The 25275-nt window shown below is 58.8% G+C and carries 22 protein-coding genes; 3 read left to right on the forward strand and 19 right to left on the reverse strand.

Features of this window, described 5'->3' with window-relative positions; genetic code table 11:
* Window positions 1–98: 98 nt before the first annotated feature.
* The 12 genes from epsC to DBR44_RS01845 form a co-directional block, all read right to left on the reverse strand.
* Window positions 99–1043 (reverse strand): serine O-acetyltransferase EpsC, encoded by a 945-nt coding sequence (gene epsC, locus DBR44_RS01790; protein ID WP_124641475.1) that lies wholly within the window; start codon window positions 1041–1043, stop codon window positions 99–101.
* 41 nt (window positions 1044–1084) lie between these two features.
* Window positions 1085–1612 (reverse strand): rhodanese-like domain-containing protein, encoded by a 528-nt coding sequence (locus DBR44_RS01795; protein ID WP_124641477.1) that lies wholly within the window; start codon window positions 1610–1612, stop codon window positions 1085–1087.
* A gap of 274 nt (window positions 1613–1886) precedes the next feature.
* Window positions 1887–2675, reverse strand: a complete 789-nt coding sequence (locus tag DBR44_RS01800; RefSeq protein ID WP_124641478.1) for a MetQ/NlpA family ABC transporter substrate-binding protein — start codon at window positions 2673–2675, stop codon at window positions 1887–1889.
* Window positions 2676–2781: 106 nt separating this feature from the next.
* On the reverse strand, window positions 2782–3459 hold the full coding sequence (locus DBR44_RS01805) for a methionine ABC transporter permease (protein WP_124641480.1): 678 nt from the start codon (window positions 3457–3459) through the stop codon (window positions 2782–2784).
* A complete protein-coding gene (locus DBR44_RS01810) occupies window positions 3456–4469 on the reverse strand; it encodes a methionine ABC transporter ATP-binding protein (RefSeq protein WP_124641482.1) in 1014 nt (337 codons plus the stop codon). The genes DBR44_RS01805 and DBR44_RS01810 overlap by 4 nt, the downstream gene beginning before the upstream one ends.
* Window positions 4470–4689: 220 nt before the next feature.
* A complete protein-coding gene (locus tag DBR44_RS01815) occupies window positions 4690–4908 on the reverse strand; it encodes a molybdopterin-binding protein (protein WP_103525746.1) in 219 nt (72 codons plus the stop codon).
* Between the two features lie 33 nt (window positions 4909–4941).
* Window positions 4942–5736, reverse strand: a complete 795-nt coding sequence (locus DBR44_RS01820) for an ATP-binding cassette domain-containing protein (RefSeq protein ID WP_124641484.1) — start codon at window positions 5734–5736, stop codon at window positions 4942–4944.
* Between the two features lie 8 nt (window positions 5737–5744).
* Entirely contained in the window at window positions 5745–6548 is an 804-nt protein-coding gene (gene ssuC / locus DBR44_RS01825; RefSeq protein ID WP_124641486.1) for an aliphatic sulfonate ABC transporter permease SsuC, read from the reverse strand.
* An 11-nt stretch (window positions 6549–6559) separates the two neighbouring features.
* Complete coding sequence (gene ssuD, locus DBR44_RS01830; protein ID WP_124641488.1) at window positions 6560–7699, reverse strand: FMNH2-dependent alkanesulfonate monooxygenase; 1140 nt, start codon at window positions 7697–7699, stop codon at window positions 6560–6562.
* A gap of 44 nt (window positions 7700–7743) precedes the next feature.
* A complete protein-coding gene (locus tag DBR44_RS01835; RefSeq protein WP_124641490.1) occupies window positions 7744–8679 on the reverse strand; it encodes a sulfonate ABC transporter substrate-binding protein in 936 nt (311 codons plus the stop codon).
* Between the two features lie 11 nt (window positions 8680–8690).
* Complete coding sequence (gene ssuE, locus DBR44_RS01840) at window positions 8691–9281, reverse strand: NADPH-dependent FMN reductase (RefSeq protein ID WP_124641492.1); 591 nt, start codon at window positions 9279–9281, stop codon at window positions 8691–8693.
* Window positions 9282–9467: 186 nt separating this feature from the next.
* Entirely contained in the window at window positions 9468–9674 is a 207-nt protein-coding gene (locus DBR44_RS01845; protein ID WP_124641494.1) for a hypothetical protein, read from the reverse strand.
* Window positions 9675–9876: 202 nt separating this feature from the next.
* Between DBR44_RS01845 and DBR44_RS01850 the strand changes: the two genes are divergently transcribed.
* Complete coding sequence (locus tag DBR44_RS01850) at window positions 9877–10653, forward strand: isochorismatase family protein (protein ID WP_124641496.1); 777 nt, start codon at window positions 9877–9879, stop codon at window positions 10651–10653.
* A 277-nt stretch (window positions 10654–10930) separates the two neighbouring features.
* Here the strand turns inward: DBR44_RS01850 and DBR44_RS01855 are convergent, their stop codons facing one another.
* The gene (locus tag DBR44_RS01855) at window positions 10931–12328 is read right to left on the reverse strand and encodes an amino acid permease (protein WP_124641498.1); all 1398 of its coding nucleotides are present in this window, start codon (window positions 12326–12328) and stop codon (window positions 10931–10933) included.
* A 677-nt stretch (window positions 12329–13005) separates the two neighbouring features.
* Between DBR44_RS01855 and DBR44_RS01860 the strand changes: the two genes are divergently transcribed.
* On the forward strand, window positions 13006–14787 hold the full coding sequence (locus tag DBR44_RS01860; protein ID WP_124641500.1) for a PAS domain S-box protein: 1782 nt from the start codon (window positions 13006–13008) through the stop codon (window positions 14785–14787).
* Between the two features lie 2 nt (window positions 14788–14789).
* Window positions 14790–17261, forward strand: a complete 2472-nt coding sequence (locus DBR44_RS01865) for an EAL domain-containing protein (RefSeq protein WP_124641502.1) — start codon at window positions 14790–14792, stop codon at window positions 17259–17261.
* Window positions 17262–17348: 87 nt separating this feature from the next.
* Here the strand turns inward: DBR44_RS01865 and DBR44_RS01870 are convergent, their stop codons facing one another.
* The 6 genes from DBR44_RS01870 to tssM all read right to left on the reverse strand — a co-directional run bounded on the left by DBR44_RS01870 (window position 17349) and on the right by tssM (window position 25251).
* Window positions 17349–17783 (reverse strand): OmpA family protein, encoded by a 435-nt coding sequence (locus tag DBR44_RS01870; RefSeq protein WP_158613537.1) that lies wholly within the window; start codon window positions 17781–17783, stop codon window positions 17349–17351.
* Window positions 17784–17854: 71 nt separating this feature from the next.
* Window positions 17855–18352, reverse strand: a complete 498-nt coding sequence (locus tag DBR44_RS01875; RefSeq protein ID WP_103525758.1) for a type VI secretion system tube protein Hcp — start codon at window positions 18350–18352, stop codon at window positions 17855–17857.
* Window positions 18353–18407: 55 nt separating this feature from the next.
* On the reverse strand, window positions 18408–19892 hold the full coding sequence (tssC, locus tag DBR44_RS01880; RefSeq protein WP_124641505.1) for a type VI secretion system contractile sheath large subunit: 1485 nt from the start codon (window positions 19890–19892) through the stop codon (window positions 18408–18410).
* A 3-nt stretch (window positions 19893–19895) separates the two neighbouring features.
* Complete coding sequence (gene tssB / locus DBR44_RS01885; protein WP_233578287.1) at window positions 19896–20408, reverse strand: type VI secretion system contractile sheath small subunit; 513 nt, start codon at window positions 20406–20408, stop codon at window positions 19896–19898.
* Between the two features lie 34 nt (window positions 20409–20442).
* The gene (gene tagF / locus DBR44_RS01890) at window positions 20443–21459 is read right to left on the reverse strand and encodes a type VI secretion system-associated protein TagF (protein WP_124641507.1); all 1017 of its coding nucleotides are present in this window, start codon (window positions 21457–21459) and stop codon (window positions 20443–20445) included.
* 15 nt (window positions 21460–21474) lie between these two features.
* Window positions 21475–25251, reverse strand: coding sequence for a type VI secretion system membrane subunit TssM (gene tssM / locus DBR44_RS01895; protein WP_124641509.1), 3777 nt, complete (start codon window positions 25249–25251; stop codon window positions 21475–21477).
* Window positions 25252–25275 lie beyond the last annotated feature (24 nt).

The following is a 25275-nucleotide window of genomic DNA, read 5'->3' on the forward strand; positions in this document are numbered from 1 at the left end:
ATNNGCGTAGCGTCCCTGGGGCAAGGCCTGCCGCCGCAGACAGTACAAGTAGTACGGCAAGGCGGCGCAACGCAGCAGCAGGGTTTTTGTTAGCTGCTCTAGGGAGGGGCCGCCTGCAGGCTGGCCTGGGTAATCTGGCTACCCGGCGGCACGCTGCGGGTGAGCCAGACATTGCCGCCAATACTGGAAGCACGGCCGATGGTGATGCGTCCCAGTACGGTGGCACCGGCGTAGATCACCACATCGTCTTCCACGACGGGGTGGCGCGGCTGGCCCTTGAGCAGGCTGCCGTCCTCGCCCTGCTCGAAGCGCTTGGCCCCCAGTGTGACCGCCTGATACAGCCGCACGCGCTCGCCGATGACGGCGGTTTCGCCTATCACCACGCCGGTGCCGTGGTCGATGAAAAAGCCGGCACCGATCTGCGCCCCCGGATGAATGTCGATACCGGTTTCGCCATGGGCGATTTCGGCGATGATGCGCGCCACCAACGGCAAACCGGCGCGATACAGCAAGTGGGCCAGCCGGTGATGCAGGATGGCATTGATGCCCGGATAGCACAGCAGCACTTCGTCCACGCTGCGGGCGGCCGGATCACCCTGCCAGGCGGCGGTGATGTCGGCATCCAGCAGGCGGCGCTGATCGGGCAAGGCGGCAGCAAACTGCTGCACGATTACAACCGCCTGCGCCTCGCTGTCATCTGCCGTCAATCCGCGCAAGCGGGCGCTATAGCGCAATTCCAGCACCACCTGGGCGGCCAGCCCATCCAGTGCCACAGCCAGACTGTGGCCGACAAAGAAATCCTCGCTGCTGTCTCGCAGCCCCGGTGGCCCCAGCCGCATGGGAAACAGTGCTGCCGCCAGTGCAGCCACGATGTCGCGCAATGCGGCGCGGGAGGGAAACTCGCGGGTGGAAAAATCCCGCAAGCGGCCCTGGCTTTGCCGCCAGTCGGCACGGGCGGCATGCAAGGCAGCGACTACGCTATCCAGATGCCAGTCATGTACCACGGGCTGGCTGGGGCTGAAGGGACGGACCAGATCATTCATGGCTTCACTCGCTATATCGTCACACGGGCCGGAGGCGGGTTTCAGTCCTGCTGCCAGGGCAGATTCCAGTAGCGCCAGCCGCCTACATCGCCGCGCTGGTTCTGGCTGTCCAGATCGCCCTCAAAACCTTCCAGCACGTTGTAGACCTGGGTGAAACCCGCCTTGGCGGCGGCCTCGGCGGCGGCGGCGGAGCGTTTGCCGCTGCGGCACAGCAGCACCACCACGCTATCCTTGCCACCGGCCTTGTTTTCCAGTTCGCGCAGGAAACGCGGGTTCTTGATCAGGGCGGTGCCGGTCTGCCAGGCCACATGCAACGAATCCGGCACCTGGCCAACGAATTTGCGCTCCTCGACGGTGCGCACATCCACCAGGGTGGCCACGCCGGCTTCCACCAGCGACCAGGCCTCCAGTGGATAGAGCGCACCGGTATAGGCGAGGCCACTGTCCGCCGCGCGCAGACGGGCGATTTCCAGCAGCTCGGCACTGGCGGTGCTGGCATCGGTAGCCTGTAACTGATGGCCGGAAGGGCCTGCCTGGGTGGTACTGATGGTGGAATGCAGTTGGCTCATGCTTGTCTCCTTGCGCTGCTCATCTGTTGCGTTGGAGACCAATATACGCGGCGCACTGGCCCGGACTAAGCAAGAAAATCTGCAGTCAATATGAAGAAAATCGATAACCATGCCGTTCTTATGGCATTTTCTGGCATAACGAAACGAATCGTCGTTTTCAGCCCGGACAAGTGCTTACAAAATCAGCGAAAAGTGCGTGAGGGACGGATTGAAAATGCAAAACGGGATGGCCGTAGCCATCCCGTTTTCAGTCAGCAGAGCGTGTCTGTCCGGATCAGAAAGCCGGAATCACCGCACCCTGGTACTTGGTTTCGATGAATTTCTTGGCTTCCGGGCTGTTCAGCGCAGCAGCCAGCTTCTTGATGGCGGCGCTGTTCTTGTTGTCCGCACGGGCTACCAGCAGGTTGGCATACGGCGAAGTGGTTTCGGTAAACAGCGCGTCACGCTTCGGGTTCAGCTTGGCTTCCAGTGCGTAGTTGGCGTTGATCAGGGCGGCATCCACCTGGTTCAGCACGCGCGGCAGGGTAGCGGCTTCCAGTTCCTTGATCTTGATGTTCTTCGGATTGGACACGATGTCCTTGGTGGTCGGGTAGATGTTCTTGCGATCCTTCAGCTTGATCACGCCACCTTGGTCCAGCAGCAGCAGTGCACGGCCGGCATTGGTCGGGTCATTCGGGATGGCTACGGTAGCGCCCTGCGGCAGCTCGGCCACTTTCTTGAACTTGCTGGAGTAAACGGCAAACGGCTCGATGTGCACCGGCTTGCTGGCCACTACCAGATGGGTGCCACGGTCCTTGTTGAACTTGTCCAGATACGGAATGTGCTGGAAGAAGTTGGCATCCAGCTGCTTTTCTTCTACCTGGGTGTTGGGCAGCACGTAGTCGTTGAATACCTTCACCTGCAGATCCACGCCCTGCTTGGCCAGGGTGGGCTTCAGCGCTTCAAGGATTTCAGCATGCGGTACCGGCGAGGCAGCCACCACCAGCTTTACATTTTCAGCGTGTACGGCCAGGGCGGCTACGCTCAGGCTCAGGGCGGCAAACAGCTTGGAAACGCGTTTCATCGTTTTATTCTCCAGATCAATGGGCAAAGGGGGTCCAGACAGCCGGCGGATACCAGCTGCACGGAGAGTCACAACAAGGGAAATCAGTAGCGCGCTGGCAGAATGCTCAGCCGAAGCGACAGCGGCGCACCAGCGCATCGCCCGCACTTTGCAGGCCCTGCACCAGCACCAGCAACAACACCACGGTGACGATCATCACCTCGGTCTGGAAGCGCTGATAGCCATAGCGGATGGCCAGGTCGCCCAGGCCGCCGCCGCCAATGACACCGGACATGGCGGTGTAGCCCACCAGCGCCACGGCGGTGACCGTGGCCGCGCCGATCAGGCCCGGCATGGCTTCAGGCAGCAGCACCTTGAACACGATCTGCGGCAGCTTGGCCCCCATGGACTGGCTGGCTTCGATCACGCCACGGTCGATTTCGCGCAGCACGTTTTCCACCAGCCGGCCAAAGAAGGGAATCGCGCCCATCACCAGCGGCACAATGGCCCCGGCCACGCCGATGGAGGTGCCCACCAGCAGCAGCGTCAGCGGAATCAGCACGATCAGCAAAATCACAAAAGGCAGCGAGCGCAGCACGTTCACCAGAAAAGACAGCACGGCGTACAGCCGCGGGCGGGCACGCAGCTGGCCCGCGGCGCTGATGTACAGCAGCACGCCCAGCGGCAGGCCGAACACGATGGTAAACAGCAGCGATACGCCCAGCATGGTCAGGGTATCCAGCGTGGCCGCGCCGATTTCCGGCCAGTCCACGGTCAACAACAGGCTTGGGTCAAATGCGCTCATGCCAGCACCTCGCAACGTACACCCTCGCGGGCAAAGATTTCCGGCAGTGCCGTCAGTTCCACATCAGACTCCACCACCCCCACCAGCAACTGGCCGCAGGGGGTGTCACGGATTTCGCTCAGGGTGCCGCTCAGCAGGTTGACGCGCAGGCCGGTTTCGCGGCCCACCTTGTCCAGCACCGGGCTGAGCGTAGGCTCGCCGACAAAGGTCAGCTTGAGCAGCGGCACACCGATGCGGGCGCGCCAGGCTTCGACACGCTCGCCCTGGCCAAAACCGGTTTCGGCCAGCAGGCTACGGGTAACCGCATGCTGCGGCTGCAGGAATACATCCAGCACCTGGCCGCTCTCCACCACCTTGCCGTGATCCATCACGGTCACGTGGTCGCACAGCTGGCGAATCACCCGCATGTCGTGGGTGATCAGCACGATGGTGAGATTGAGCTGACGGTTGATATCGGCCAGCAGGGCCAGAATGGAATCGGTGGTTTCCGGGTCCAGTGCCGAGGTCGCTTCATCGCACAGCAGCAGATCAGGGTGATTGGCCAGGGCGCGGGCGATGCCCACGCGCTGCTTCTGCCCGCCGGACAATTGCGCCGGACGCTTGTCCTTGTGATCGGACAGGCCGACCAGTTGCAGCAGCTCGTCCACCCGCGCATCCATCTGCGCCGGGCTCAGGGTAGCTGCCAGTTCCAGCGGAAAACGGACATTGCCGGCCACGGTGCGCGAACGCAGCAGATTGAAATGCTGGAACACCATGCCGATGCGCTGGCGACGCTGCTGCAGGGCGGCTTCCGGCAAGGCGGTCAGCTCCTGCTCGCCCAGCGTGACCGTGCCGCTATCCGGCCGTTCCAGCAGGTTGAGGCAGCGGATCAGGGTGCTCTTGCCGGCCCCGGAGCGGCCGATGATGCCGTAGATTTCCCCGGCGGAGACTTGCAGGCTGACATTGTCCAGCGCGGCAATGCGGCGGCCTTCATGGGTGAAATGCTTGCTGAGATTGCGTACTTCTATCATACCGTCTGCGTTCTATCCCCTGCCCTGGTCGGGCAGAAAGCGGGTGAAGGACGGGGGTGACCCGTCAGGAGTGGCAAGTCTAGCGGCAGTACGCCCAAACCAAAAATAATAAAAATTTCGTTGTATATCGTTTTAGAGAATATTGGATACAGCAGACAGCCTGCACACTCTCCTGGCCGCGTACCGCACAAGGGCGGGCGACTAACCCGCCCTTGCAGCCTCAGGCCAGCGTGGCGATGGACACTTCGGTCGATTTGACGAAGGCCACCACCGGCGAGCCCACTTTCAATTGCAGCTCGCGCACCGAGCGGGTGGTGATGACCGAGGTAACAATGCCGGACGGGGTTTCCACATCCACTTCCGACAGCACCGGCCCTTCGATGATTTCCTTGATCACGCCCTTGAACTGGTTGCGCACATTGATGGATTGAATGCTCATGGTGTTTTTCCTGTGATTTTTCTGGTGATGGGCTTACAAGGCCCAGTTCAGCTGCGAAAAATGCAGCGGTACAGCCGGGGCGACAGCGGTGAATGGGGTGGTAAAAGCCGGCCCCTGCAACACGCGCTGCAGGATGTGCTGTTCCAGTGCGACAAAGCGCGGGTCGGCATGGGTGCGGCTGCGCGGCAGCTCCACCGGCAAGTCCAGCGCCACCCGGCCCTCCTCCAGCAGCACCACCCGGTCGGCCAGCGTCACCGCCTCGCTGACATCGTGCGTCACCAGTACCGTGGTGCAGCCATGCTGCTGCCACAGTTTCTCGATCAGCCCCTGCATTTCCAGCCGGGTCAGTGCATCCAGCGCGCCCAAGGGCTCGTCCAGCAACAGCAGGGACGGCTGATGCACCAGCGCCCGCGCCAGTGCCACACGCTGACGCTGGCCACCAGACAGCCGGGCCGGCCACTCGCCGGCGCGCTCGGCCAGGCCTACTTCTGCCAATGCCTGCTCGGCCTCGCCACGGCGGCTGGCTGGCAAGCCCAGCGCCACATTGTCCAGCACGGTTTTCCACGGCAGCAGCCGCGCTTCCTGAAACATCACCCGCACGCTCTGCCCGGCCGGCTGCTGCAACAGGCCGCCATCGGGCTGATCCAGCCCACCCAGCAGCCGCAGCAAGGTGCTCTTGCCGCAGCCGGAGCGGCCAACAATGGCCAGGAACTGGCCCCGGGGAATCTGCAGTTGCAGCTGGTCCAGCACCAGCCGTTCGCCAAAGCGGCGGCTGAGGCCATGCAGGTGGATGGCCTGATCGGTCTTGAGATCGTCCAGTTTCATCATGACTCTCCTCAGGCGGCCTGAAAGTAGGATGGATGCCAGCGCAGCCAGCGTTTTTCCAGCAGGCGGGCGGCCACATCCACCGCCTTGCCCAGTGCGGCATACAGCAGGATGGACAACACCACGATGTCGGTCTGCAGGAATTCGCGGGCATTGGCCGCCAGATAGCCAATGCCACTGGTAGCCGACAGGGTTTCCGCCACGATCAGGATGATCCAGGCAATGCCCAGCGCGTAGCGGATGCCGACCAGAATCGATGGCAAGGCCCCCGGCAACACCACCTGGCGGAACAGCTCGCGGCCACTCAAGCCATAGCTGCGCGCCATTTCCAGCAACTGCGGGTCCAGCGAACGAATGCCGTGATAGGTATTGAGATACACCGGAAACAGCACGGCAAAGGCCACCAGAAATACCTTGGCCGATTCATCGATGCCAAACCACAAGATCACCAGCGGCAGGATGGCCAAGGGCGGGATATTGCGCAGCATCTGCAAGGTGGTATCAAACAGTGACTCGCCCAGGCGCGACACACCGGTCAGCAGGCCAAACAGCAGGCCAAGGCCGGCACCGATGACAAAGCCGGCAGCCACCCGGGCAAAGCTGACGGCCAGATGACGGAACAGGTCGCCACTGATCAGCAGCTGCCAGAAGGCCACCAGCACTTCGCTGGGCGCCGGCAGTACCCGGTGGTTCAGCCAACCGGCCAGCGAGGCAATCTGCCAGCCGATCACCAGCAACAGCGGCACCAGCCAGGGCAACAGGCGCTGCCCGGCCTGTCGCAACAGGCCAGCAGCAGAAAACAGGCTAGATGACATGAAATGACTCCTCAGGAAGCGGCAGACAGCTTTTGCTCATTGGGCAGCAGCTGGTTGGCCATTACCTCGCCAGCAGGCTGCTGGCCGATACCGGCCTTGAGACGATCCGGCAGATGCGGGAACAGCAATTCCGCCACGCGGTAGGCTTCATCCAGATGCGGATAGCCGGAGAAGACAAAGGTTTCGATACCCAGCTCGGCATATTCCTGCATGCGCCGCGCCACGGTAGGGCCATCCCCCACCAGCGCCGTGCCTGCCCCGCCACGCACCAAACCAATGCCTGCCCACAGATTGGGCGAGATTTCCAGCTGGTCGCGGCTGCCGCCATGCAGGGCAGCCATGCGGCGCTGGCCTTCTGAGTCAGCCCGCGCCAGGGTTTTCTGCGCATTGGCGATGGTGGCATCGTCCAGCCGGCTGATCAGGCGCTCGGCAGCGGCCCAGGCTTCTTCATTGGTTTCACGCACGATGATGTGCAGACGGATACCGAAGCGCACCGTGCGCCCCAGTTTTGCTGCCCGCGCCCGCACATCGGCAATCTTCTTGGCCACTTCGGCCGGCGGTTCGCCCCAGCTCAGGTAAACATCCACATGCTCGGCGGCCAGATCATGTGCGGCGTCGGAAGAACCACCAAAGTACAGCGGCGGATAAGGCTTGCTCACCGGCGGGTACAGCAACTGGGCATCGCTTACCTTGATGTGCTTGCCATCCAGAGTCACCTTGTCGCCGGCCAGCACACCCTTCCAGATATGCAGGAATTCGCTGGCGGCTTCGTAGCGTTCATCGTGGCTGAGCCAGCTGCCATCGCCGGCCAGCTCGACTGGGTCCCCCCCGGCCACCACATTCACCAGCAAGCGCCCTTTGGACAAGCGGTCAAAGCTGGAAGCCATGCGCGCCGCCACGGTGGGCGACATGATGCCGGGCCGTACCGCGACCAGAAATTTCAGCTTCTGCGTGGCCGGAATCAGCGTGGCGGCGGTGACCCATGGGTCTTCGCAAGAGCGGCCAGTGGGAATCAGTGCCCCATCAAAGCCCAGGCTGTCAGCAGCACGGGCAATCTGGGTGAGGTAGTCCAGGTCTACCGTGCGCGCGCCTTCCGGGCTGCCCAGATAACGACCATCACCATGAGTGGGGAAAAACCAGAAAATCTGCATGCTTGTTATTCCTGTCTTGATTTTGTCTTGTTCTTGGGCGGGGCTCAGGGCTTCCACACCGCGTCTTGTACCTTGATGGCCTTGGGAATCAGGCCCAGCGCGTGGAAGGTGTCGGCCACCTGTTGTTGTTGCTGAATGGTTTTGGCGTTGACATAGCTGACGCTGTAGTCGGGGTGGCGCGCCAGCATGGCGGCATAGGTTTCTGCCTCCAGCCCGGTGTAGCCGGACAGGGTTTTCGCCACCTGCTGCACATCACCGCGCAGTTGCTTGTTGTTGTCGGTCAGCGCCTTGAACACGGCGGCAATCACCTTGGGATTGGCCTGGGCAAAATCGCGCGCAGCCAGATAGAAGGTATTGTTGGCACTCAGCCCCTTACCGCTGGACAGCACCCGCACGCCACCGGCACGGCTGGCAGCCGCGTAGTACGGGTCCCAGATGCTCCAGGCGTCCACGCTGCCGCGCTCAAAAGCAGCCCGCGCTTCGGACGGTGTCAGATAAACCGGCTGGATGTCGCCGTACTGCAGGCCGGCCTTTTTCAGCGCAGCCACCGTCAGGTAATGCGCGCTGGAGCCCTTGGTAAAGGCCACGCGCTTGCCCTTCAGATCGGCCAGTTTCTTGATGGCAGAACCGGCAGGCACCAGAATGGCCGACGATTCCGGCTTGGACGGCTCCTGGCCGATGTAGACGATATTGGCCCCGGCAGCCTGGGCAAATACCGGCGGTGAGTCACCGGTCATGCCGATGCTGACGCTGCCGGCATTCATGGCTTCCAGAATCGGCGGCCCGGCCTGGAACTCATACCACTTCACCGTCACGCCCAGCGGTGCCAGCTGCTTTTCCAGCGTGCCTTGCGCCTTCAGCGACACCAGATTGATGGCACTTTTCTGGTAACCGACATTCAGCTCCAGCGCCTGGGCCGATAGCGAAACGGCAGCCAGCAAGGCGAGGCCCAGTGTTTTCTTCAACAGGGAAATGGCCATGCAGGCGCTCCTTACAGGCTGATCAGCCGGGAAATGAAATCATTGGCATAGCGCGGCGCATGCGGGGCCGGGGCGTTGACTCCCAGCAAGGCGGCAAACTCGTGCACGGCGGTTTGCAGGCGTTGTTCCAGCTCCTCGGCCAGTTCGGCCTCGCCATTGGCATTGGCACCGATTTGCGACTCCACCGCATACACCCCCTGGTGGATGGCACTGGCCTTGAGCGCGGCCAGTACCGGCTTGATGGAATAATCCACCGCCAGTAAATGGCCGGGGCTGCCGCCGCTGACCAGCGGCAACACCGGTTTGCCAGCGAGGCCACCTTCGGGAATCAGGTCCAGCAGCACCTTGAGTGCGCCGGCATAGGCGGCCTTGTATACCGGGGTGGCAATGATCAGGCCGCGTGCTTCCTGCACCTGGCGCTGAAAATCCTGCACGGCGGGGTGGGAGAACTGGCCGTGCAGCAGCACTTCAGCCGGAAAATCGTGGATGGACAGGGTGTGCAGCTTGATATCCAGCGCAGCCAGCGCGGCGCGGCTGCGCTCAATCAGGCGGGCGGTACGTGAATTCTTGCTGGGGCTGCCGAGAATGGCGAGAACGGTCATGGGTGGGTTTTCCGCAGTGCGTCATGTCAATGAGCAGCACCTTAGCAGAGCCCTTTTATATCCATAACCAAGAATAAATGAACTTGTTAGCAGTATAAAAGCTAATGAAACAATATGATTAGCTTAGCGCCAGCCATGCAAAAGCCCGTGCCGATGGAGGTCGGCACGGGCTGGCAGATAAGCGCTTCAGGCCTGGGCTTGGTCGCCCTGCCCGGCATCGCTGGCGCTCTCGTCCTTCTTCTCCAGCATGTCTTCCAGTGCGCCTGCGCCTTTGAAACCGGCCACGGCAGCAATGCCCTTGGTCAGGAGGCCCGCATCCGGATCCAGCTTCTCGGCTGCCTCCACGGCAGCAATGGCACCAGCTACTTCACCCAGGGTATCCAGCAGTCCCATAACCACTCCTTCAAAGTCATTGAAATGAAAATTTATAATGCCAGAAGTCGATGACATGGCAAGCCTGCTCGGTTCAAAGGAAGCAACTGGCGGCAACGGCGAGACCAATCCGGCCACTGCGACAGGCAAGGCCCTGCCCCCACCCTGTCCAGAAAACCGCGCTTGCCGCACAATATCCGGCTCACCAAGCCACGAGCCCACCATGCGCCATCACCTGTTGATCATCGACCCCCAGAACGATTTCTGTGACCTGCCACCAGCTGCATTGCCGGTCAGCGGCGCCAATGCCGATCTGCAGCGGCTGGCGCAGCTGATCAGCCGTCATGGCGAGCAGCTGGACGGCATCACGGTGACGCTGGACAGCCATCATCGCTACGACATCGCCCACCCCGCCTTCTGGCGTGGCCCAAATGGCGAATCGCCGCTGCACAACCCGATCAGCCTGGAAGATGTCGACAGCGGACGCTGGCTGCCAGCCGACCCGTCGTTGCTGGCCGAGGTCCGCGCTTATCTGCAGCAGAGCAGCCTGTATGTGTGGCCGCCGCACTGCCTGGTGGGCAGTTGGGGACACAATATCCAGCAGAATCTGAATGAGGCTTTGCAGCAGTGGGAATGCCAGCGGCAACGGGTAATGCAACTGCTGTTCAAGGGGCTCAATCCGCTGACCGAGCACTTTTCCGCCTTTGAGGCCGATGTGCCACGCGCGGACGACCCCGCCACCGGCTTCGACCGCAGCCAACTGGCCCCCCTACTGGCCGCAGACCGCGTGCTGATTGGCGGCGAAGCCTTGTCTCACTGCGTGGCCAGCTCGGTGCGCAGCCTGCTGCGCCATCTGGGGCCAGACTTCGCCCGCAAGCTCATCCTGCTGGAAGACTGCAGCAGCCCGGTGCCCGGTTTTGAGGCGCAGGCACAGGACTTTGTAGCCGAGATCAGCCGGCTGGGTGCCCGCCTGCAACGCAGCACCACCGTATTCGACTGAGACTTCACCATAAAAAAGGGCGCGCCGTTCGGCACGCTCCAGATTATTGACAAACCCCTCTCGCTTTTCGAAAGGAAAGCGAGGCTCCCTTGCAGGGCAAGGGCGGGGGGATTGGGAGTAAATTGGAAGGCTGCGGAATCAATCACTTAGTCGAGAGGCCCGGCTTTGCCGGGTCCAGTGAGATCGCACCAGTTTACTTTGTCAGCAGCCTGGGGGCGCGCCGTTCGGCACGCCCTTCTACTGGCACCGGCATACCGCAGCATGCCGAAGCGCTTACTCAATCACGCTCGGCGGCCACCATGGCCGGCTGGTGATGACGCCCCAGATTGAACATCTTGTACACCAGCGACACCGCCAGCAGCAGGCCGCTGCCGACAAACAGCGAGACGCGGGTATCCGGGTTCACCAGCATGCCAAACAGCACGCACACCAGGAAGGCGATGGTCAGCCAGTTGGTGAAGGGGAACAGGATGGACTTGAAGGGATGGCTGGCCATCTTGTCGCTATGCTCCAGACGGAAGCGCGCCTGGCATACCAGCACCACAAACCAAGGCACCATGCCCGGCAGCACGCTGGCGCTGTAGACATACACGAACACGCGTTGCGGATTCGGAATGATGTAGTTGAGCGCCGAACCCAGGCCGATGCAGGCAATGGTCACCCAGATCGCGTTAACCGGCACGCCACCCTTGGACACCTTGGCCAGGAAGGACGGCAGCTGCTTGTTCTGCGCCAGGGTATACAGCATGCGGCCACAGCTATAGATGCCGCTATTGCAGCCGGACAGCGCCGCAGTCAGCACCACGAAGTTGATGACACCCGCTGCGGCGGCAATACCCACCTTGGCAAAAGTCAGCACAAAGGGGCTGCCACTGCTGCCGATCTGGTTCCACGGATAAATGGCCACGATCACGAAGATGGCACCAACATAGAAAATCAGGATGCGCCAGATGATGTTGTTGATGGCGCGCTTGAGCGTGACTTGCGGGTTCTTGGCTTCACCCGCAGTAATGCCTACCAGCTCCACCCCCTGATACGCAGCCACCACCAGGCACAGCGCAAACAGGAAGCCCTGCCAGCCGCCGGCAAAAAAGCCGCTGTGCTGGGTAAGGTTGGCAAAACCGATGGCCGGCATGTCAGCACCGCCTACCAGAATCAGCTTCAGCCCCACCAGAATCATCACCACGATGGTGGAAATCTTGATCAGGCCGAACCAGAATTCAAATTCGCCATACAGCCGCACGGCCAGCAGATTGGACGCGGCCAGAATGCCGACAAAGGCAATGGCCGGTACCCACTGTGGCATAGAGGGGAACCAGTACTGCACATAGACCCCGGCGGCGGTAATCTCGGAAATACCCACCGCTATCCACATCAGCCAGTAAGCCCAGGCTGTCAGATAACCCCAGTAGGGACTGAGATATTTATAGGCGTAATAGGCAAAGGAGCCGGCTACCGGTTCGGTATGCAGCATCTCGCCCATGGTACGCATGATGAAGAAGATAAATACGCCGGCAATGGCATAAGCCAGCAATACCGAAGGCCCCGTCCATTTAAGCGTACTGGCCGAGCCCATGAATAGCCCGACACCGATCGTACCGCCCAGGGCGATCAGCTCGATATGCCGTGCCTCAAGCCCGCGCTGCAGCTTTTTGTCACCTTGATTTTCTGACACGATGTTTTTCCCGTTGGTTTCACATATTTAGAGCTGCTAACAAAACCTCGCAAAGAACCCGGACCAAGGCACGCCAACACTGACAGTACAAGCAGTACAGCAAGGAGACGTAACACAGGTACGGGGGTTTTATTAGCCGATCTTATTCGTGACTATCAAAGCCGTGACAATATCCTGTCAAGCGGCACACTGATAATCTTTGATCTAACAACGGGTGCATGCTAACCAGTTCGTATATCCGGCGCAACGTAGGTTTTATGGATATTCACATGGAAAAAATATTTATTCGAAAATCCGAACGGCAATATGTTTATTTATTCGGCCATCCGAATGAATATATTAAAACCAGGATAAAATAATCGCTGCATTTAAAATAACCCCGATCATTTCATTCAAATATATTCTGGCCTGCCTGGAAAACACTCCAGCCAGCAGCCCGCCACCAGACCAGCCTGCGCCACTCGCACCAGCCAGCAACCGGCCGCCATGCCAGCGCGGGCAGAATGCAGCTGCCAGCTGCGGGGGCGGCTCCTCGGTTTTTGCCTATTTCTACAAAACCATGCCAGCAACAGCGGCATTAAGTGATCACCACATGCCCAATTCAATACTTTCCATACTCATTTCCGTTACCCATACTGACTATTCAGTCGCCATACACGGCATAGCGGGACAAGGGCATGGAAAAACTGGTTGCGGACTTGCTGGAGACCTCTCCCATCGGCATTGCGATTCTGGATAGCCAGCTGTGCTACCAGCACATCAACCGCCGGCTGGCCGATTCCAATGGCCTGCCCGCCAGCCAGCACCTTGGCCGCCGGCCGAGTGACATCCTGCCGCTGATCGGCCCGGCACTGGAAGCCATCATGCACAAGGTGATGCGCAGCGGCGTGGCCGAATGCGACTTTGAGGCCAGCGAGGAAATACCGCCCGGCTCCGGCCGCATCACCTACTGGAATGCCAGTTACCACCCTCGCTTCGACAAGGACGGCACGGCCTGCGGCATCATCGCCATGGTGGAAGATGTCTCGTTGAAAAAACAGGCGGAAATGGCGATACGCAGCAGCAGCGAGCGTATCCGCAAGGTGCTGGATGCCCTGTTCACCTTTGTCGGCGTACTCAGCATCGAAGGCGTACTGCTGGAAGCCAACCGCGCACCACTGGAGCAGGCCGGCCTCGACTTGCCAGCCGTGCAAGGCAAGCCGTTCTGGGACTGTTACTGGTGGAATTACGACCCGGACATCCAGTCCGCGCTACGCCAGGCCATCAGCCGCGCGGCCGAGGGTGAAACCATACGCTACGACGTGGTAGTACGCATGAAGCACGAGAGCCGCATGACCATCGACTTCATGCTGACACCGCTGCGGGATGATGCCGGGCAAATCTGCAACCTGATCGCCTCTGGCATCGACATCACTGCCAGAAAGCAGAACGAGCAGGCATTGCAAATCAGCGAAACCTATTTCCGCCAGGTGGTGGAGTCCACGCCGGACGGGCTGATGATGGTGGACGAGCGTGGGGTGATCCGACTGATCAATAGCCGCATGGAAGAGCTGTTCGGCTACAGCCGCCACCAGTTGGTGGGAGAGTCCATGAACAAATTGCTGCCCGCCGACCAGCACCCGCAGCATGCAGCCTATGTCAGCAGCTTTTTCCGCCAGCCCTCGGCCCGCAGCATGGCCAATCGCAAACCACTGTTTGCCTGCCGTCAGGATGGCTCGCAGTTTCCCTGTGAAATCGGATTGAACCCGATGCAGGTGGGCGACGAATTGCTGACGCTGGCCTGCGTGACCGACGTCTCGGAGCGCCACCACGCCAAGACCATGCTGGAAAAGGCCCTGCAGGAAAAAACCGTGCTGCTAGGCGAGGTACATCACCGGGTAAAAAACAATCTGCAGGTGATCTCCAGCCTGCTCAGCCTGCAATCGCGCAACGCCACGGCCGAGGTCAACAAGGCCTTGCTGGACAGCCAGAACCATGTGCGCTCGATGGCGCTGATCCACCAGTTGCTGTACGAGCGCAATGACTTCTCCCGCATCCCGATGTCGGTGTATATCGAACGGCTGACCCATCTGCTGCGTGATGTCAGCACCGGCTATGGCAGCCATATCACCTTCAGCTTTCAGCGCGAGGGCGAGGAGGCCTATCTGGAATTGCAAAACAGCATTCCTTTCGGGCTGATCCTCAACGAAATCGTGGTCAATGCCTGCAAGCACGCCTTCACGCCCGGCAGCCCCGGCAAGGTGGAAATTGGCATGCGCAGCGCCGCCAGCGTCGAGCTGGAGATTCGCGACAATGGCAAGGGCTGCCCGCCTGGCGTAGGGCTGGGCAGCACCACTACCCTGGGCTTTCAATTGCTCCCCATGCTGACCGAGCAGTTGAAGGCCACCCTCACGCTAGATACGGTACCAGGCCAGGGCTGCTGCTTTACCCTGACCATTCCAGACCTCATCCGGGAGTAAGCATGGCCCACCGCATCCAGATCGTAGAAGACGAGCGCATCGTGGCGCTGGATCTGAAAATTGCCTTGCAAAGCCTGGGCTTCGAGGTTGTCGCCAACTGTGCCTCCGGCGAAGAGGCCATTCGTAGCGCCACCGCACTGCGGCCCGACCTCATCCTGATGGACATTCATCTGGAAGGCGACATGTCCGGTACTGCCGCAGCGCTGATCATCCGCCAGCAACTGGATATCCCCGTGGTGTACCTGACTGCCTTTGCCGAAGAAAACATCCTGCAACAGGCCGAAAAAAGTGCGCCATACGGCTATCTGCTCAAACCCTTCGAGCTGCGCGAACTGAACGCCACCATCCGCATGGCGCTGGCCTGCCGCACCGCCGAGCTCGAAGTGCACAAGCAGCAAAAACTGCTGATGCTGGCCGTGGAAACCGCCCAGCTGGGCATCTGGGAATGGGATCAGCAACAATCGCTGTTTACCGGCCAGGGCTACTTCGGCAAGATCACCGGCCTGGCCATGGAGCCACGTCAGGAAGCCGCACCACCGTTCATGCGTCTGCTGGAGCACGCCGACCAGAGTCGGCTGAACCAGTTACTGAAGGATCGCGGCCGCGTCGACATGATTACCACCATCACCCCGGACGATGGCGAATCAGTCTGGGTGGAGATGTCGGTACAGGAGTACGAGCCGCAATGGCAGGAAAGCGCCAAGCAAATTGGCGTGCTGCGCGACATCAGCGAACGTATCAAATCCGAACAGCTATTGCAGCAAGCCGGCGCGGTGTTTCAGTCCACGGCCGAGGGGATTGTGGTGATCGATGCCGAGCGGCTGGTGAAATCCGCCAACCCGGCTTTCTTGCGCATGACCGGTTTTTCCCTGCTGGAAATACTGGGGCAGGACATCGACGAACTGTTGCATGTCAAAAAGCACACCCCAGACTTTTACGACAGCATCAGCCAGATGAAAGAGGTGGGATGGCATGGCGAAGTGATGTGCCAGCGCAAGAACGGTGAGCAGTTCCCCGCCTGGGAACACATCTGCCTGGTGTCTTACGATAATGAATTCCCCTCGCACTACATCATCGGCTGCACCGATGTCAGCTCCATCAAGAAAGCCGAAATCGAACTGAACCGCATGGCCTTTCATGATGCGCTGACCGAACTGGGCAATCGCTACCTGCTGAACGAACAACTGGCCATTGAACTGCAGCGCGCAGAAATGAACGGCAGCCGCATGGGCCTGCTGTTCATCGATCTGGATGGTTTCAAACTCATCAATGACGGGCTGGGACACGCCACCGGCGACCAGTTGCTGAAAGTGGTGGCACAACGCATTCGTGAAACCGTGCGCCGCTCGGACATCCCGGTGCGCTTTGGTGGCGACGAGTTTTTCATCATCTGCCCGCACAGCAGCGAAGAAGACTGCACGGCGATTGCCGGGCGTCTGCTGGAAAAGCTGGAACAGCCGATGCAAACCCGTGATGAAACCATCGTGGTCACCTGCAGCATCGGCATTGCCATGTACCCGCAGCACGGCCGCACCGCAGAAAAGCTACTCAGCGCCGCCGACAGTGCCATGTACGAGGCGAAGGAATCCGGCAAGCGGCGCTATTGCACCTTTGATGAATCAATGGCGGAAAAAGTACACGAACGGCTGCGGCTGGAACAGCGGCTGCGCCAGGCCGTCAAGGAACAGCGCTTCCAGTTGCACTACCAGCCGCTGATCCGGGTAGAGGACAGCGTGCTGATTGGCTTCGAAGCCCTGCTGCGCTGGCAGGATGGCGAGCAGAACATCCCGCCGGCCCTGTTTATTCCGGTGGCAGAGGAATGCGGCCTGATCCAGGAAATCGGCATGTGGGTGCTGGAACAAGCCTGCATCGAAGCACAACGCTGGAACACCACCTTTCACTACCCGCTCAAGGTGGCGGTCAATGTGTCGGTCATGCAGTTTGTCGAAGCGGATTTTCGCCAGCGCGTGGCCGCGGTGCTGGAACACTCCGGCCTGCCACCCCATCTGCTGGAACTGGAAATCACCGAAAGCGTGCTGCAATCGCTGGAGGACAGCAAACGCATACTGAAAGAACTGAAAGCCGTGGGCGTATCCGTCGCCATCGACGACTTCGGCACTGGCTACTCGTCCATGGCGGTACTGAAAGATCTGGCAGTAGACCGGCTAAAAATAGACCGCTCCTTTATCTGCAACACGCCGGCACTCAGCCAGGACTCCGCCGTGTGCAAGGCCATCATCATGCTGGCCAAAAGCCTGATGCTGGGCATCACGGCCGAAGGCGTAGAGCTGATCGAACAAGTGGCCTTTCTTCGCGAAAACGGCTGCGATACCTTTCAGGGCTATTTCTATGCCCGGCCACTGGATGCGGCTGCATTGGAAAACTATCTGCAGCAGTACTTTGCCGCCGAAACCTCCACGCCAACCTGCCACCAAACACCAGCGGCCCCCCGGAACAAAGCCAAACCCATCTAGGCCCCGGCCGACTGGCAAAAAGCAGATGGCGCACAAGCAGCGCTGCCGCGCTCCAGCAAGACAGCAGCAGGGCTGCGAGCACGCAGATTATTTGAAAACCAGCTGCGTTCCGTGAGCCTTGCGCTCGGTATCGAAACGGATGGAAATTCTGCTTTCCAGCACGCCGGTTCCAACCAGAAAATCTTTAACTTCAATAGCCCGTGCCTGTGCGGCGGCTTTGGCATTCCCTACATCACCACGATAACAATGACCGCGAATGGCAATGGCTTTGCTGGCTTTCAATTGCGGCAGCAAACGCAGCAGTTGCCCCTGCCCTACCGGATCCAGCTTGGGGCTCATCTTGTCAAAGGGGATGAAATTGGGATCAATCGCCATATTGGCATCAATCTTTTTTTCCAGTGCAGCGCGTTCAGCAGCCATTTTCTGTGCAGCGGCTACTGCAGCAGGGTCCACCGGATGGGACGTGTTGGCACATCCAGCCAACAGCGACGAAAACAGGCAAGCTAACAAGAATTGCTTCATGACAAACATCCGAGAAAAGCGAAAAACAGCCCGCTCCGGACGGAGCGGGCGCTATGCTCAATTCACAGGAATTAGGCGATAGTCTTGTTGCTGGTCAGATCCCAGCCGGCGCTTACATTGCCGCCGCCAGTACCGTCAGCACGCTTCTGCTGCGTGTAGGTCCACTTGATCTTGCCGTAGGAGAAGCTGACCTTCTCGCTGGGGAAGCCGGCATCATTCGCGGAACCGGTCGGCTCAACCTTGGAAATCAGGACTTGCTCCATCTTGATTTCCATGTACTTCACCTTGTCACCACCAGCACGGCACAGCTCAATCACCACTTCCTTGATGTGCTTACCGGTGCAGCAAGCCTCGTAAATCTTCGGGCTGGCTTTGTCCAGGAAGTGGGTAATTTGATAAGGAGCATGGTTTACACGCTCGGCAGTAGCACCACCGGCCGAGCTGGCAGTGGACTGTGCCGGCTGTTCCAGAGCATGGGCGAAGGACAGGATTTCGATCCAGTCTTTGTGTTTGTCGTCAGTACTTTCACCAGGAATACCATCAATTTTCAGAAATGCATCAAAAGCCATTATTACTTCTCCTTAAAGCAGGAACAAAACGGAGGACACCCTCCACAATCACCAATTAAGCTGCGGGCTGCGGCAACTCTGCCACCAGACGCAACGAAATGGTCAACTCATCAAGCTGGAAGTGCGGACGCAAAAACGCAGCGGCACGGTAAACACCAGGCTTGCCCGGTACTTCAACTACATCCACCCGTGCCTCGCGCAAAGGATATTTCGCCTTGGCTTCCTGACTGGCCGAGTCATCCAGCAATACGTACTGCGCCAGCCAGGTATTAAGGTAGTCCTGCACATTCTGGCGGGAAGCAAAACTGCCGATCTTGTCGCGCATGATGGATTTCATGTAATGCGCAATGCGCGATACCGCAAAGATGTACGGCAACTGGGTCGACAATCTGGCGTTGGCGTTGGCAGCATCGGTGTTGTATGTCTTGGCTTTCTGTACCGACTGGCCGGCAAAGAAGGCGGCATAATCCGTGTTCTTGCAATGAACCAATGAAATCAATCCCAGATCCGACAGCAATTTCTCGGTTCGATCGGTAATCGCCACCTCGGTCGGGCACTTCAAGGCCACTTCGCCGTTGTCGGTTTTAAAGGTATGTGCCGGCAAGCCCTCTACCAAACCACCACCCTCGACCCCGCGAATGGCTGCCAGCCAGCCGTACTGGGCAAAAGCATCGGTCAGGCGCGCAGCATAGGCATAGGACGCATTGGTCCACAGATACTTGTCATGGTTGCTGCCATCGACATTTTCTTCAAAATCAAAGTCTTCCACCGGGACATTGTCGCGTCCATACGGCAAACGCCCCAGCACATGCGGCAATACCAGGCCGACATAACGCGAATCCTCGGACTCACGGAACGACTTCCATTTCGCATACTCAACTGTATCGAATATTTTGGCCAGATCACGCGGCTTGCCAATATCGGCAAAGGTTTCCAGGCCGAAGAGTCCGGGGGCCGCAGCGGAAATCAACGGCGCATGGGCTGCGGCAGCCACATGTGACAGCTCATCCAGCAGGTAAAAGTCTTCCGGATGACGGGTAAACTCGTAATCCCCCACCAATGCGGCATAAGGGGCACCACCGAACGTACCGTACTCTTCTTCGTAGATTTTCTTGAACAGTGCACTTTGATCAAACTCAGCCGCTGATTTGAAATCCTTGACCAAGTCTTTCTTGGAAACATTGAGCACCTTGATCTTCAGCATGGTGCTGGTTTCAGACTCTTTGATCAGATAGTTCAGGCCACGCCAGGAGGCCTCCAGCTTCTGAAAATCAGGCTGGTGCATGATGGTATTGAGCTGATCGGAAATCAGCGCATCGATTTCGGCGATACGGGCATCCAGGCTGGCGCTCAGATCACGCGAAATGGTCACGCTGCCTTCCAGCACCTGCTCGGCCAACTCCGAAATCAAATCCCGGGCATGGCCTTTTTCACTGTCATTGGTGGCAACATGACTCTGCTCGATAATGCTTTCCAGCAAGCTGGAAGTATTGGCTGCAGCAGCCTGTTCGGTCGTATTGAGCTGTTGTTCCGCATTCATCGCTTATTCACCCACCTTGTCATTCTTGCCCTTGCTGATCTGCCGCAGCTTTTCGGTATCGCGCACTACGTCATCCAGCAACTCTTCCAGTTTGTCATTGCCTGCCATCTTGTTGCGCAGATCGGCCAGACGCTGGCGTGCTGCCAGCAGTTTGTTCAATGGCTCAACCTGGCGGGCCACGTTTTGCGGTTCAAAATCGGCCAGGTTCTGGAAATTCAGCTCAATACCCAGCTGGCTTTCGTCATCAACCAGCTTGTTGTCCACCTTCATTGCCAAGCGAGGTGCCATGCCCTTGAGCACTTCATCAAAATTGTCGCGGTCAATTTGTACAAACTTGCGCTCTTTCAGCTTGGGGAGCGGCTCTTTGCTGTGGCCCGCGTAATCACCCAACACACCCATGACAAAGGGAAGCTCCTTGGTTTCGATGGCATCGCCGATCTCAACGTCGTAGGTAATCTGCACGCGCGGCGGACGTACGCGCGACAATTTCTTTTGTGTACTTTCGTTAGCCATCATGACTCCCCAAGGTTTGAACTAATCGCCAAAAATATTAAACAAGGCTGCGCGAAAGGCTGGCCATCACATCGCAAAGCTGAGCTACCGAAAAGTGCGGATCAGTCAGCCGCCGGCTGAGAATATAGGCGGCCTCCGCATAGGACTGATGGTTGCGCCACGGCGCCTGCTCATCATCAACATCAATGATGAAACGGGCATCAAGGGGTACACCCCAGCACTGTGCCAGCAGATGCTCACTCAATGCACCCGGCACGAGGGCCAGATAGCTGGCCTGTGGTTGACGGATAATCAGGCACTGCACCGGGATGTCCCGCATACCGGCAGTGGCCGCAGAAAACAGTGACAGCCAAGTCACGGCGGCCAGCATATCCTCGCCATCACCGGCAGGCAGCGGCAGCAAATATGTTTGCGCCGACAAGCTGTCCTTGAATTTGCGCAACAACTGGCTGTGAAACACAAATGACAGCAACAAGGCTTCGAGATCGGTATCGCCATGCTGGCGCAGCAACCCCGCCAGATAATCTGGGTGGGTCAAAGACAGATGCCTGCTGAGCAATTGCTCTGCCAGTTCCAGGTCTGCCACAGAGCTAGCACCGAAGATCGACTGCTCTTCCAGGTATTGTCTGCAGGCCAGCATTTCGACCGCATTGTCGATGGCGTTGCCAAGCTGCTCTTGCAAGCCATTGAAAAACAGCTCATTGGACAGCATCAGCACGGCAATCGGCGGCTGCGGGCCATCGGACTGCAGCAAGGACGCGGCCACCAGCGGGTAATTCCGACCACTTTCATCATGGCTGGGATGTATCACCCCCAGCGAAAGCCAGGCGCCATCACGCGAGCGGATGACAAACGAAGTGGGTGGCATGGCGCGGTATTCATCGATCCGGGCATCGGAGTCGAGTTGCCGGATACTTTCTGCCAATACCGTATCCAGCTGAGTAGCGGCCGGATGTGTCGCATTGATGCGGACAAAGTCGCCACGGCGGGGCAGTTTGCCAAAAATGCAAAACTGCGCCGGCACATCTTGAGCACGTTTGAAATTAAAGGCCATGTGACTGTTTTCCTGTTACAAGGTCACACGCTCGGGCAGCGTCAATTTGTATAGTTTGATCAATTGCAAAGGGTTGACTCCACCGACCATACGGAAATTGAAATGAACGGACTGGCCATCGGCAGCCTTGCCGGCAGACCAGCTCAACTGGGCCATATCAGGGTTGTCCTGCGTTACTTTGGCACTGGCTAACAAACGCATCAGACCCATGCGGCCAGACTGATTGGCAATGACACTGACCGCCCCGCTGTAGGACACCACCTGAATGCGTGCACCGCCGCCGGCATCGCTGCCCGGCCAGGTAAACGGCTGCCATGTCTGTGGTCCGTTGCGATAGCGCAGCTCCTGGCCGTCAATCACGAAAGAAATATCGGACAGTCCCGGCGTTGGCTGTGGCTGCAATTCGAAACGGCTGTTTTCACCATCCTGCAACTGGTTACTTGCCAATGAGCTGAGGCGACCAACGCTGGTGAGGAACTCCGGGTTGAAGCGCATGCCCTGATTCCCCCAGGCACGCGGCACCAAAGTGTCACCCTTACGCTGCACCAAACCGTTCAGATACTTGTTGATGAACTTGTCCAGCACGCCATCATTGGCTTTGACAAAGCGGTTGATCTCGGCAACGGAGGCCGTGGTGCTGGAATCACTGAAGGGATACTTGCTGGCCAGCTGACGCCATTGCGGCAATACCTCATTCGCCCAGGCTTGGTTGATATCCTGCTGTGCCGGGGTGAGGATGGCCGAATAGGACTGCGACAACGGCCGGATCAGCATCGGACGTACCATTGCGGCAGTGTCAGCCGGCACCTGGCTGAGCAGGGAGTTGTCGATATAGGACGTTGTATCGGCCAATTCCGAGCCAGACCCATTCAGCGTGGCTTGCAGGGTATTGCGAGCCTGCGGACCGGGTTCGTCGGTAGATGCAATTCCCGCCAGCTTGGCCTTGAGCTTGGCCAGTTGATCAAGATAGCCATTGATGGGCGGATTATCCCCCTTGACCAGCAAGGCTACCCCGGCAAACACCTGCCCTACCTCGCCATATTGCTTGTCGGTTTTGGGCTGAGTCTGCCCGTCATTACCCTTGATGAAATCGGCTGTTTTCTCCAACACCGATTGCTTGGCATTTTCCAGCGAGCGATTCAGTTCTGACGGGTTATCCCAGGCCGTCTCCACTGCGGCACGCGCCAGAATCAGCTTCACTGGCGAGTTTTGCTTGTCTGCCAGGCGAGTCAATGCCGATGCCGATTGCGCCGGGCTGGTAAAGTCGCGCGTGGTGACACCCGGCAAGAATTTTTTCCAGGCCGCGATATATTGAGCACGATAAAGCGCCATCAAGGCTGCACGGTTTTTCTCGATATTGCCATCACGCCCCAGATTGTCCTGAATCGAGGAGGCCAACACCCAGTCATCACCACGGATTTCGCCCTTGCTCGCCTCATCTATCGCAGTTTTGACGTAGGTATTCCAGGCTTCTCTGGTAAACGCACCTTCAACCATTTGGCTACTGGCCATGATGTCCAGATCGCGATTATCAAGGATGCGGGCAACCGTCAAAGGGGCAAAGCGGGTATTGGCGCGAGCGCGAATTTCGTTGTAGACCCGCTCTTCGGCAGAAAGATGCTTGTAAGAGCCCCGTAGCACTTCACGTGCAGCGGAGACGACCTGAGCGTTGTTTTCGATGACCGGCAGGTCGGGTTCGTGGATCTGGCTGACATAAAATGCCACCAGTTTCTCGGCCACACCCATGACCTCGTCCACGGAATACTGCCCATGCTGACTTTCCAGGTAGGGCCGCCAGTAACGCGGAATCTGGTCAATCAGATGCGCCTCATCCATACGCTTGTGATCATGCAGCATCAGATAGGTTTTCAGTGCGTTGTAGCCGGCATCGAGCTGGCGCGACTGATTGTTTGTGGTCGTGGCCGGCACAGCTTCTGCGGTAGGGCTGGAACTCTCGGCAGCAGTCGCTTTCTGTGACCAGTCCAGCGCGCTCAACTTGATATTGGGCAGGCTGTTGCCATGGCGCGGCGGACGCGGTTTGGGCTTGACTGGCGGTTTTGCCACGGGCTTGGGCATATCGGTGACCACTGGCACGGGCTTAACAACAACAGGCGCAGCTTCCGCTTGCGGTTTGTAGGCCACCAGAGTGGCTTCCAGATTGCGCTGTACCGGTTGCAACATCACTTGCTTCAAACCAGCAAAATACTCAGCACGCAGCCCGGCTTCCAGCGCATCGCCCTGGTACAGCCCCCAGGCAAGCTGCCACGGCGCGCCATTCTTGCGATAAGCCTGCAACTCTTCCAGACGTTGCTGCAGCAGCTGCAAAGACTTCAATTTATTATACAGCTGGCCACTAGCCGCCAATTTGCCGGCTTCAACACGCTCAGCCGCGATTTGTTCGATCAGCCGCTGGTTGCCGATATAGGTCCACGACCATACCCCGGCCAGTCCCGCCAACAGCAATACACCAATACCCATCATGGCCATGCGCAAACGCCCGCCACCGGGTGCGGTCTGCCGTGAAATCAGATGCTGATCCGGGAAAAGGACATCGCGAAAGAAGTCGCGCAAGAAAAAACTGTACGAAGACGGAGGCTGTTTGGCGTCCTTGCTCAAAGGGCTGAGATCAAACTGGCCCTGCACGCGATTGGCGGCCACGATGCGCGGCACACCTTCCTGCAGTGCACTGGTGAAGTAAAAGCCGCGCAACAGCGGCCGTGCGTGATAGGGATCTTCTTCATGCAACAGCTTGATGAATTTGACAACGGCCGGCTTAAGCCCATGAAACTCAATCGGAAAAGCAAAGTGGGCAGGCTTCACCTGGCTGCCGCGATACTGCACCAGCTTGTCTTCTCCAAGCTGAACCAGGCCGCGGTACAGTAATTCAAACTGCTGTGCCACGACAGTGCCGACATCGAAACCATTACCCTGCTCTGCAGACAAGGTGGCACCCCATACCTGGGCACGCGCTTCGTCGTCAGCATCCAGGAAAAACTGGCCAAAACCACCCAGCAAATCCAGCTTGGTAAACATCAGATACACAGGCACCTGTGCACCGAAGGTATTGCACATTTCATGAATACGCTCGCGAATCTGCCGAGCGTAGGTAGCGAAGCCTTCACTATTATGCTGAGCCAACTCGGGCAGGCTGATGGCGATCAGGATGCCATTTACCGGTGCCTTGGCCCGGTACTTTTTCAATAACTTGAGGAATTCCAGCCACTCCACGCGATCTTCGGTATGCGTCGCATAACGGCCGGCGGTATCCAGCAACACCCCTTCGGTGGAGAAGAACCAATCGCAATTGCGCGTTCCACCCACCCCCTGGATGCCACTCTTATCGCTAAACGGAAAAGTGAGCCCAGACTGCAGAATCGCCGAACTCTTGCCGGCAGCAGGGTGGCCGATAATCATGTACCAAGGCAGTTCGTATAACGCTGCGCTACCACTGCTGCTGCCAAGCTTGGACTTTTTCAGGGTATCCACAGCCGCCAGCAGCTTCTGCCGCAGCATCGTCACCTCGGCCCGCTTGCCGGCATCGGCACCAATTACCGCGTCATCGGCTTGCTTGCGCAGCATCTTTTCCAGTAAGCCACCCGCGCGGCGAGTCAGCATCTGCCCCACCAGCAAGCTCAACACCCATAGCAGCATTACCCCGAGAATCCAGCCGAGGCGAGCTTCCTGCGAAGCCAGACCCATCCAGGGACCGATAAACCAAATCAGAGCAATCAGAATCAGAAAACCGATTGCCGATGCCACTTTTCCGTGCCGAAGCCAACCTTGCATAACCATCACTTAGCAAAAATTAAAAGAAGG

Origin of the sequence: Aquitalea sp. FJL05, assembly GCF_003852595.1 — a bacterium.
GTDB classification, from domain to species: domain Bacteria; phylum Pseudomonadota; class Gammaproteobacteria; order Burkholderiales; family Chromobacteriaceae; genus Aquitalea; species Aquitalea aquatilis.

What these genes read in the sequence shown, in the direction of transcription:
- epsC (WP_124641475.1), bottom strand. Translation starts at nt 1,043, where the DNA reads ATGAATGATCTGGTCCGTCCCTTCAGCCCCAGCCAGCCCGTGGTACAT.
- DBR44_RS01795 (WP_124641477.1), bottom strand. Translation starts at nt 1,612, where the DNA reads ATGAGCCAACTGCATTCCACCATCAGTACCACCCAGGCAGGCCCTTCC.
- DBR44_RS01800 (WP_124641478.1), bottom strand. Translation starts at nt 2,675, where the DNA reads ATGAAACGCGTTTCCAAGCTGTTTGCCGCCCTGAGCCTGAGCGTAGCC.
- DBR44_RS01805 (WP_124641480.1), bottom strand. Translation starts at nt 3,459, where the DNA reads ATGAGCGCATTTGACCCAAGCCTGTTGTTGACCGTGGACTGGCCGGAA.
- DBR44_RS01810 (WP_124641482.1), bottom strand. Translation starts at nt 4,469, where the DNA reads ATGATAGAAGTACGCAATCTCAGCAAGCATTTCACCCATGAAGGCCGC.
- DBR44_RS01815 (WP_103525746.1), bottom strand. Translation starts at nt 4,908, where the DNA reads ATGAGCATTCAATCCATCAATGTGCGCAACCAGTTCAAGGGCGTGATC.
- DBR44_RS01820 (WP_124641484.1), bottom strand. Translation starts at nt 5,736, where the DNA reads ATGATGAAACTGGACGATCTCAAGACCGATCAGGCCATCCACCTGCAT.
- ssuC (WP_124641486.1), bottom strand. Translation starts at nt 6,548, where the DNA reads ATGTCATCTAGCCTGTTTTCTGCTGCTGGCCTGTTGCGACAGGCCGGG.
- ssuD (WP_124641488.1), bottom strand. Translation starts at nt 7,699, where the DNA reads ATGCAGATTTTCTGGTTTTTCCCCACTCATGGTGATGGTCGTTATCTG.
- DBR44_RS01835 (WP_124641490.1), bottom strand. Translation starts at nt 8,679, where the DNA reads ATGGCCATTTCCCTGTTGAAGAAAACACTGGGCCTCGCCTTGCTGGCT.
- ssuE (WP_124641492.1), bottom strand. Translation starts at nt 9,281, where the DNA reads ATGACCGTTCTCGCCATTCTCGGCAGCCCCAGCAAGAATTCACGTACC.
- DBR44_RS01845 (WP_124641494.1), bottom strand. Translation starts at nt 9,674, where the DNA reads ATGGGACTGCTGGATACCCTGGGTGAAGTAGCTGGTGCCATTGCTGCC.
- DBR44_RS01850 (WP_124641496.1), top strand. Translation starts at nt 9,877, where the DNA reads ATGCGCCATCACCTGTTGATCATCGACCCCCAGAACGATTTCTGTGAC.
- DBR44_RS01860 (WP_124641500.1), top strand. Translation starts at nt 13,006, where the DNA reads ATGGAAAAACTGGTTGCGGACTTGCTGGAGACCTCTCCCATCGGCATT.
- DBR44_RS01865 (WP_124641502.1), top strand. Translation starts at nt 14,790, where the DNA reads ATGGCCCACCGCATCCAGATCGTAGAAGACGAGCGCATCGTGGCGCTG.
- DBR44_RS01870 (WP_158613537.1), bottom strand. Translation starts at nt 17,783, where the DNA reads ATGAAGCAATTCTTGTTAGCTTGCCTGTTTTCGTCGCTGTTGGCTGGA.
- DBR44_RS01875 (WP_103525758.1), bottom strand. Translation starts at nt 18,352, where the DNA reads ATGGCTTTTGATGCATTTCTGAAAATTGATGGTATTCCTGGTGAAAGT.
- tssC (WP_124641505.1), bottom strand. Translation starts at nt 19,892, where the DNA reads ATGAATGCGGAACAACAGCTCAATACGACCGAACAGGCTGCTGCAGCC.
- tssB (WP_233578287.1), bottom strand. Translation starts at nt 20,408, where the DNA reads ATGATGGCTAACGAAAGTACACAAAAGAAATTGTCGCGCGTACGTCCG.
- tagF (WP_124641507.1), bottom strand. Translation starts at nt 21,459, where the DNA reads ATGGCCTTTAATTTCAAACGTGCTCAAGATGTGCCGGCGCAGTTTTGC.
- tssM (WP_124641509.1), bottom strand. Translation starts at nt 25,251, where the DNA reads ATGGTTATGCAAGGTTGGCTTCGGCACGGAAAAGTGGCATCGGCAATC.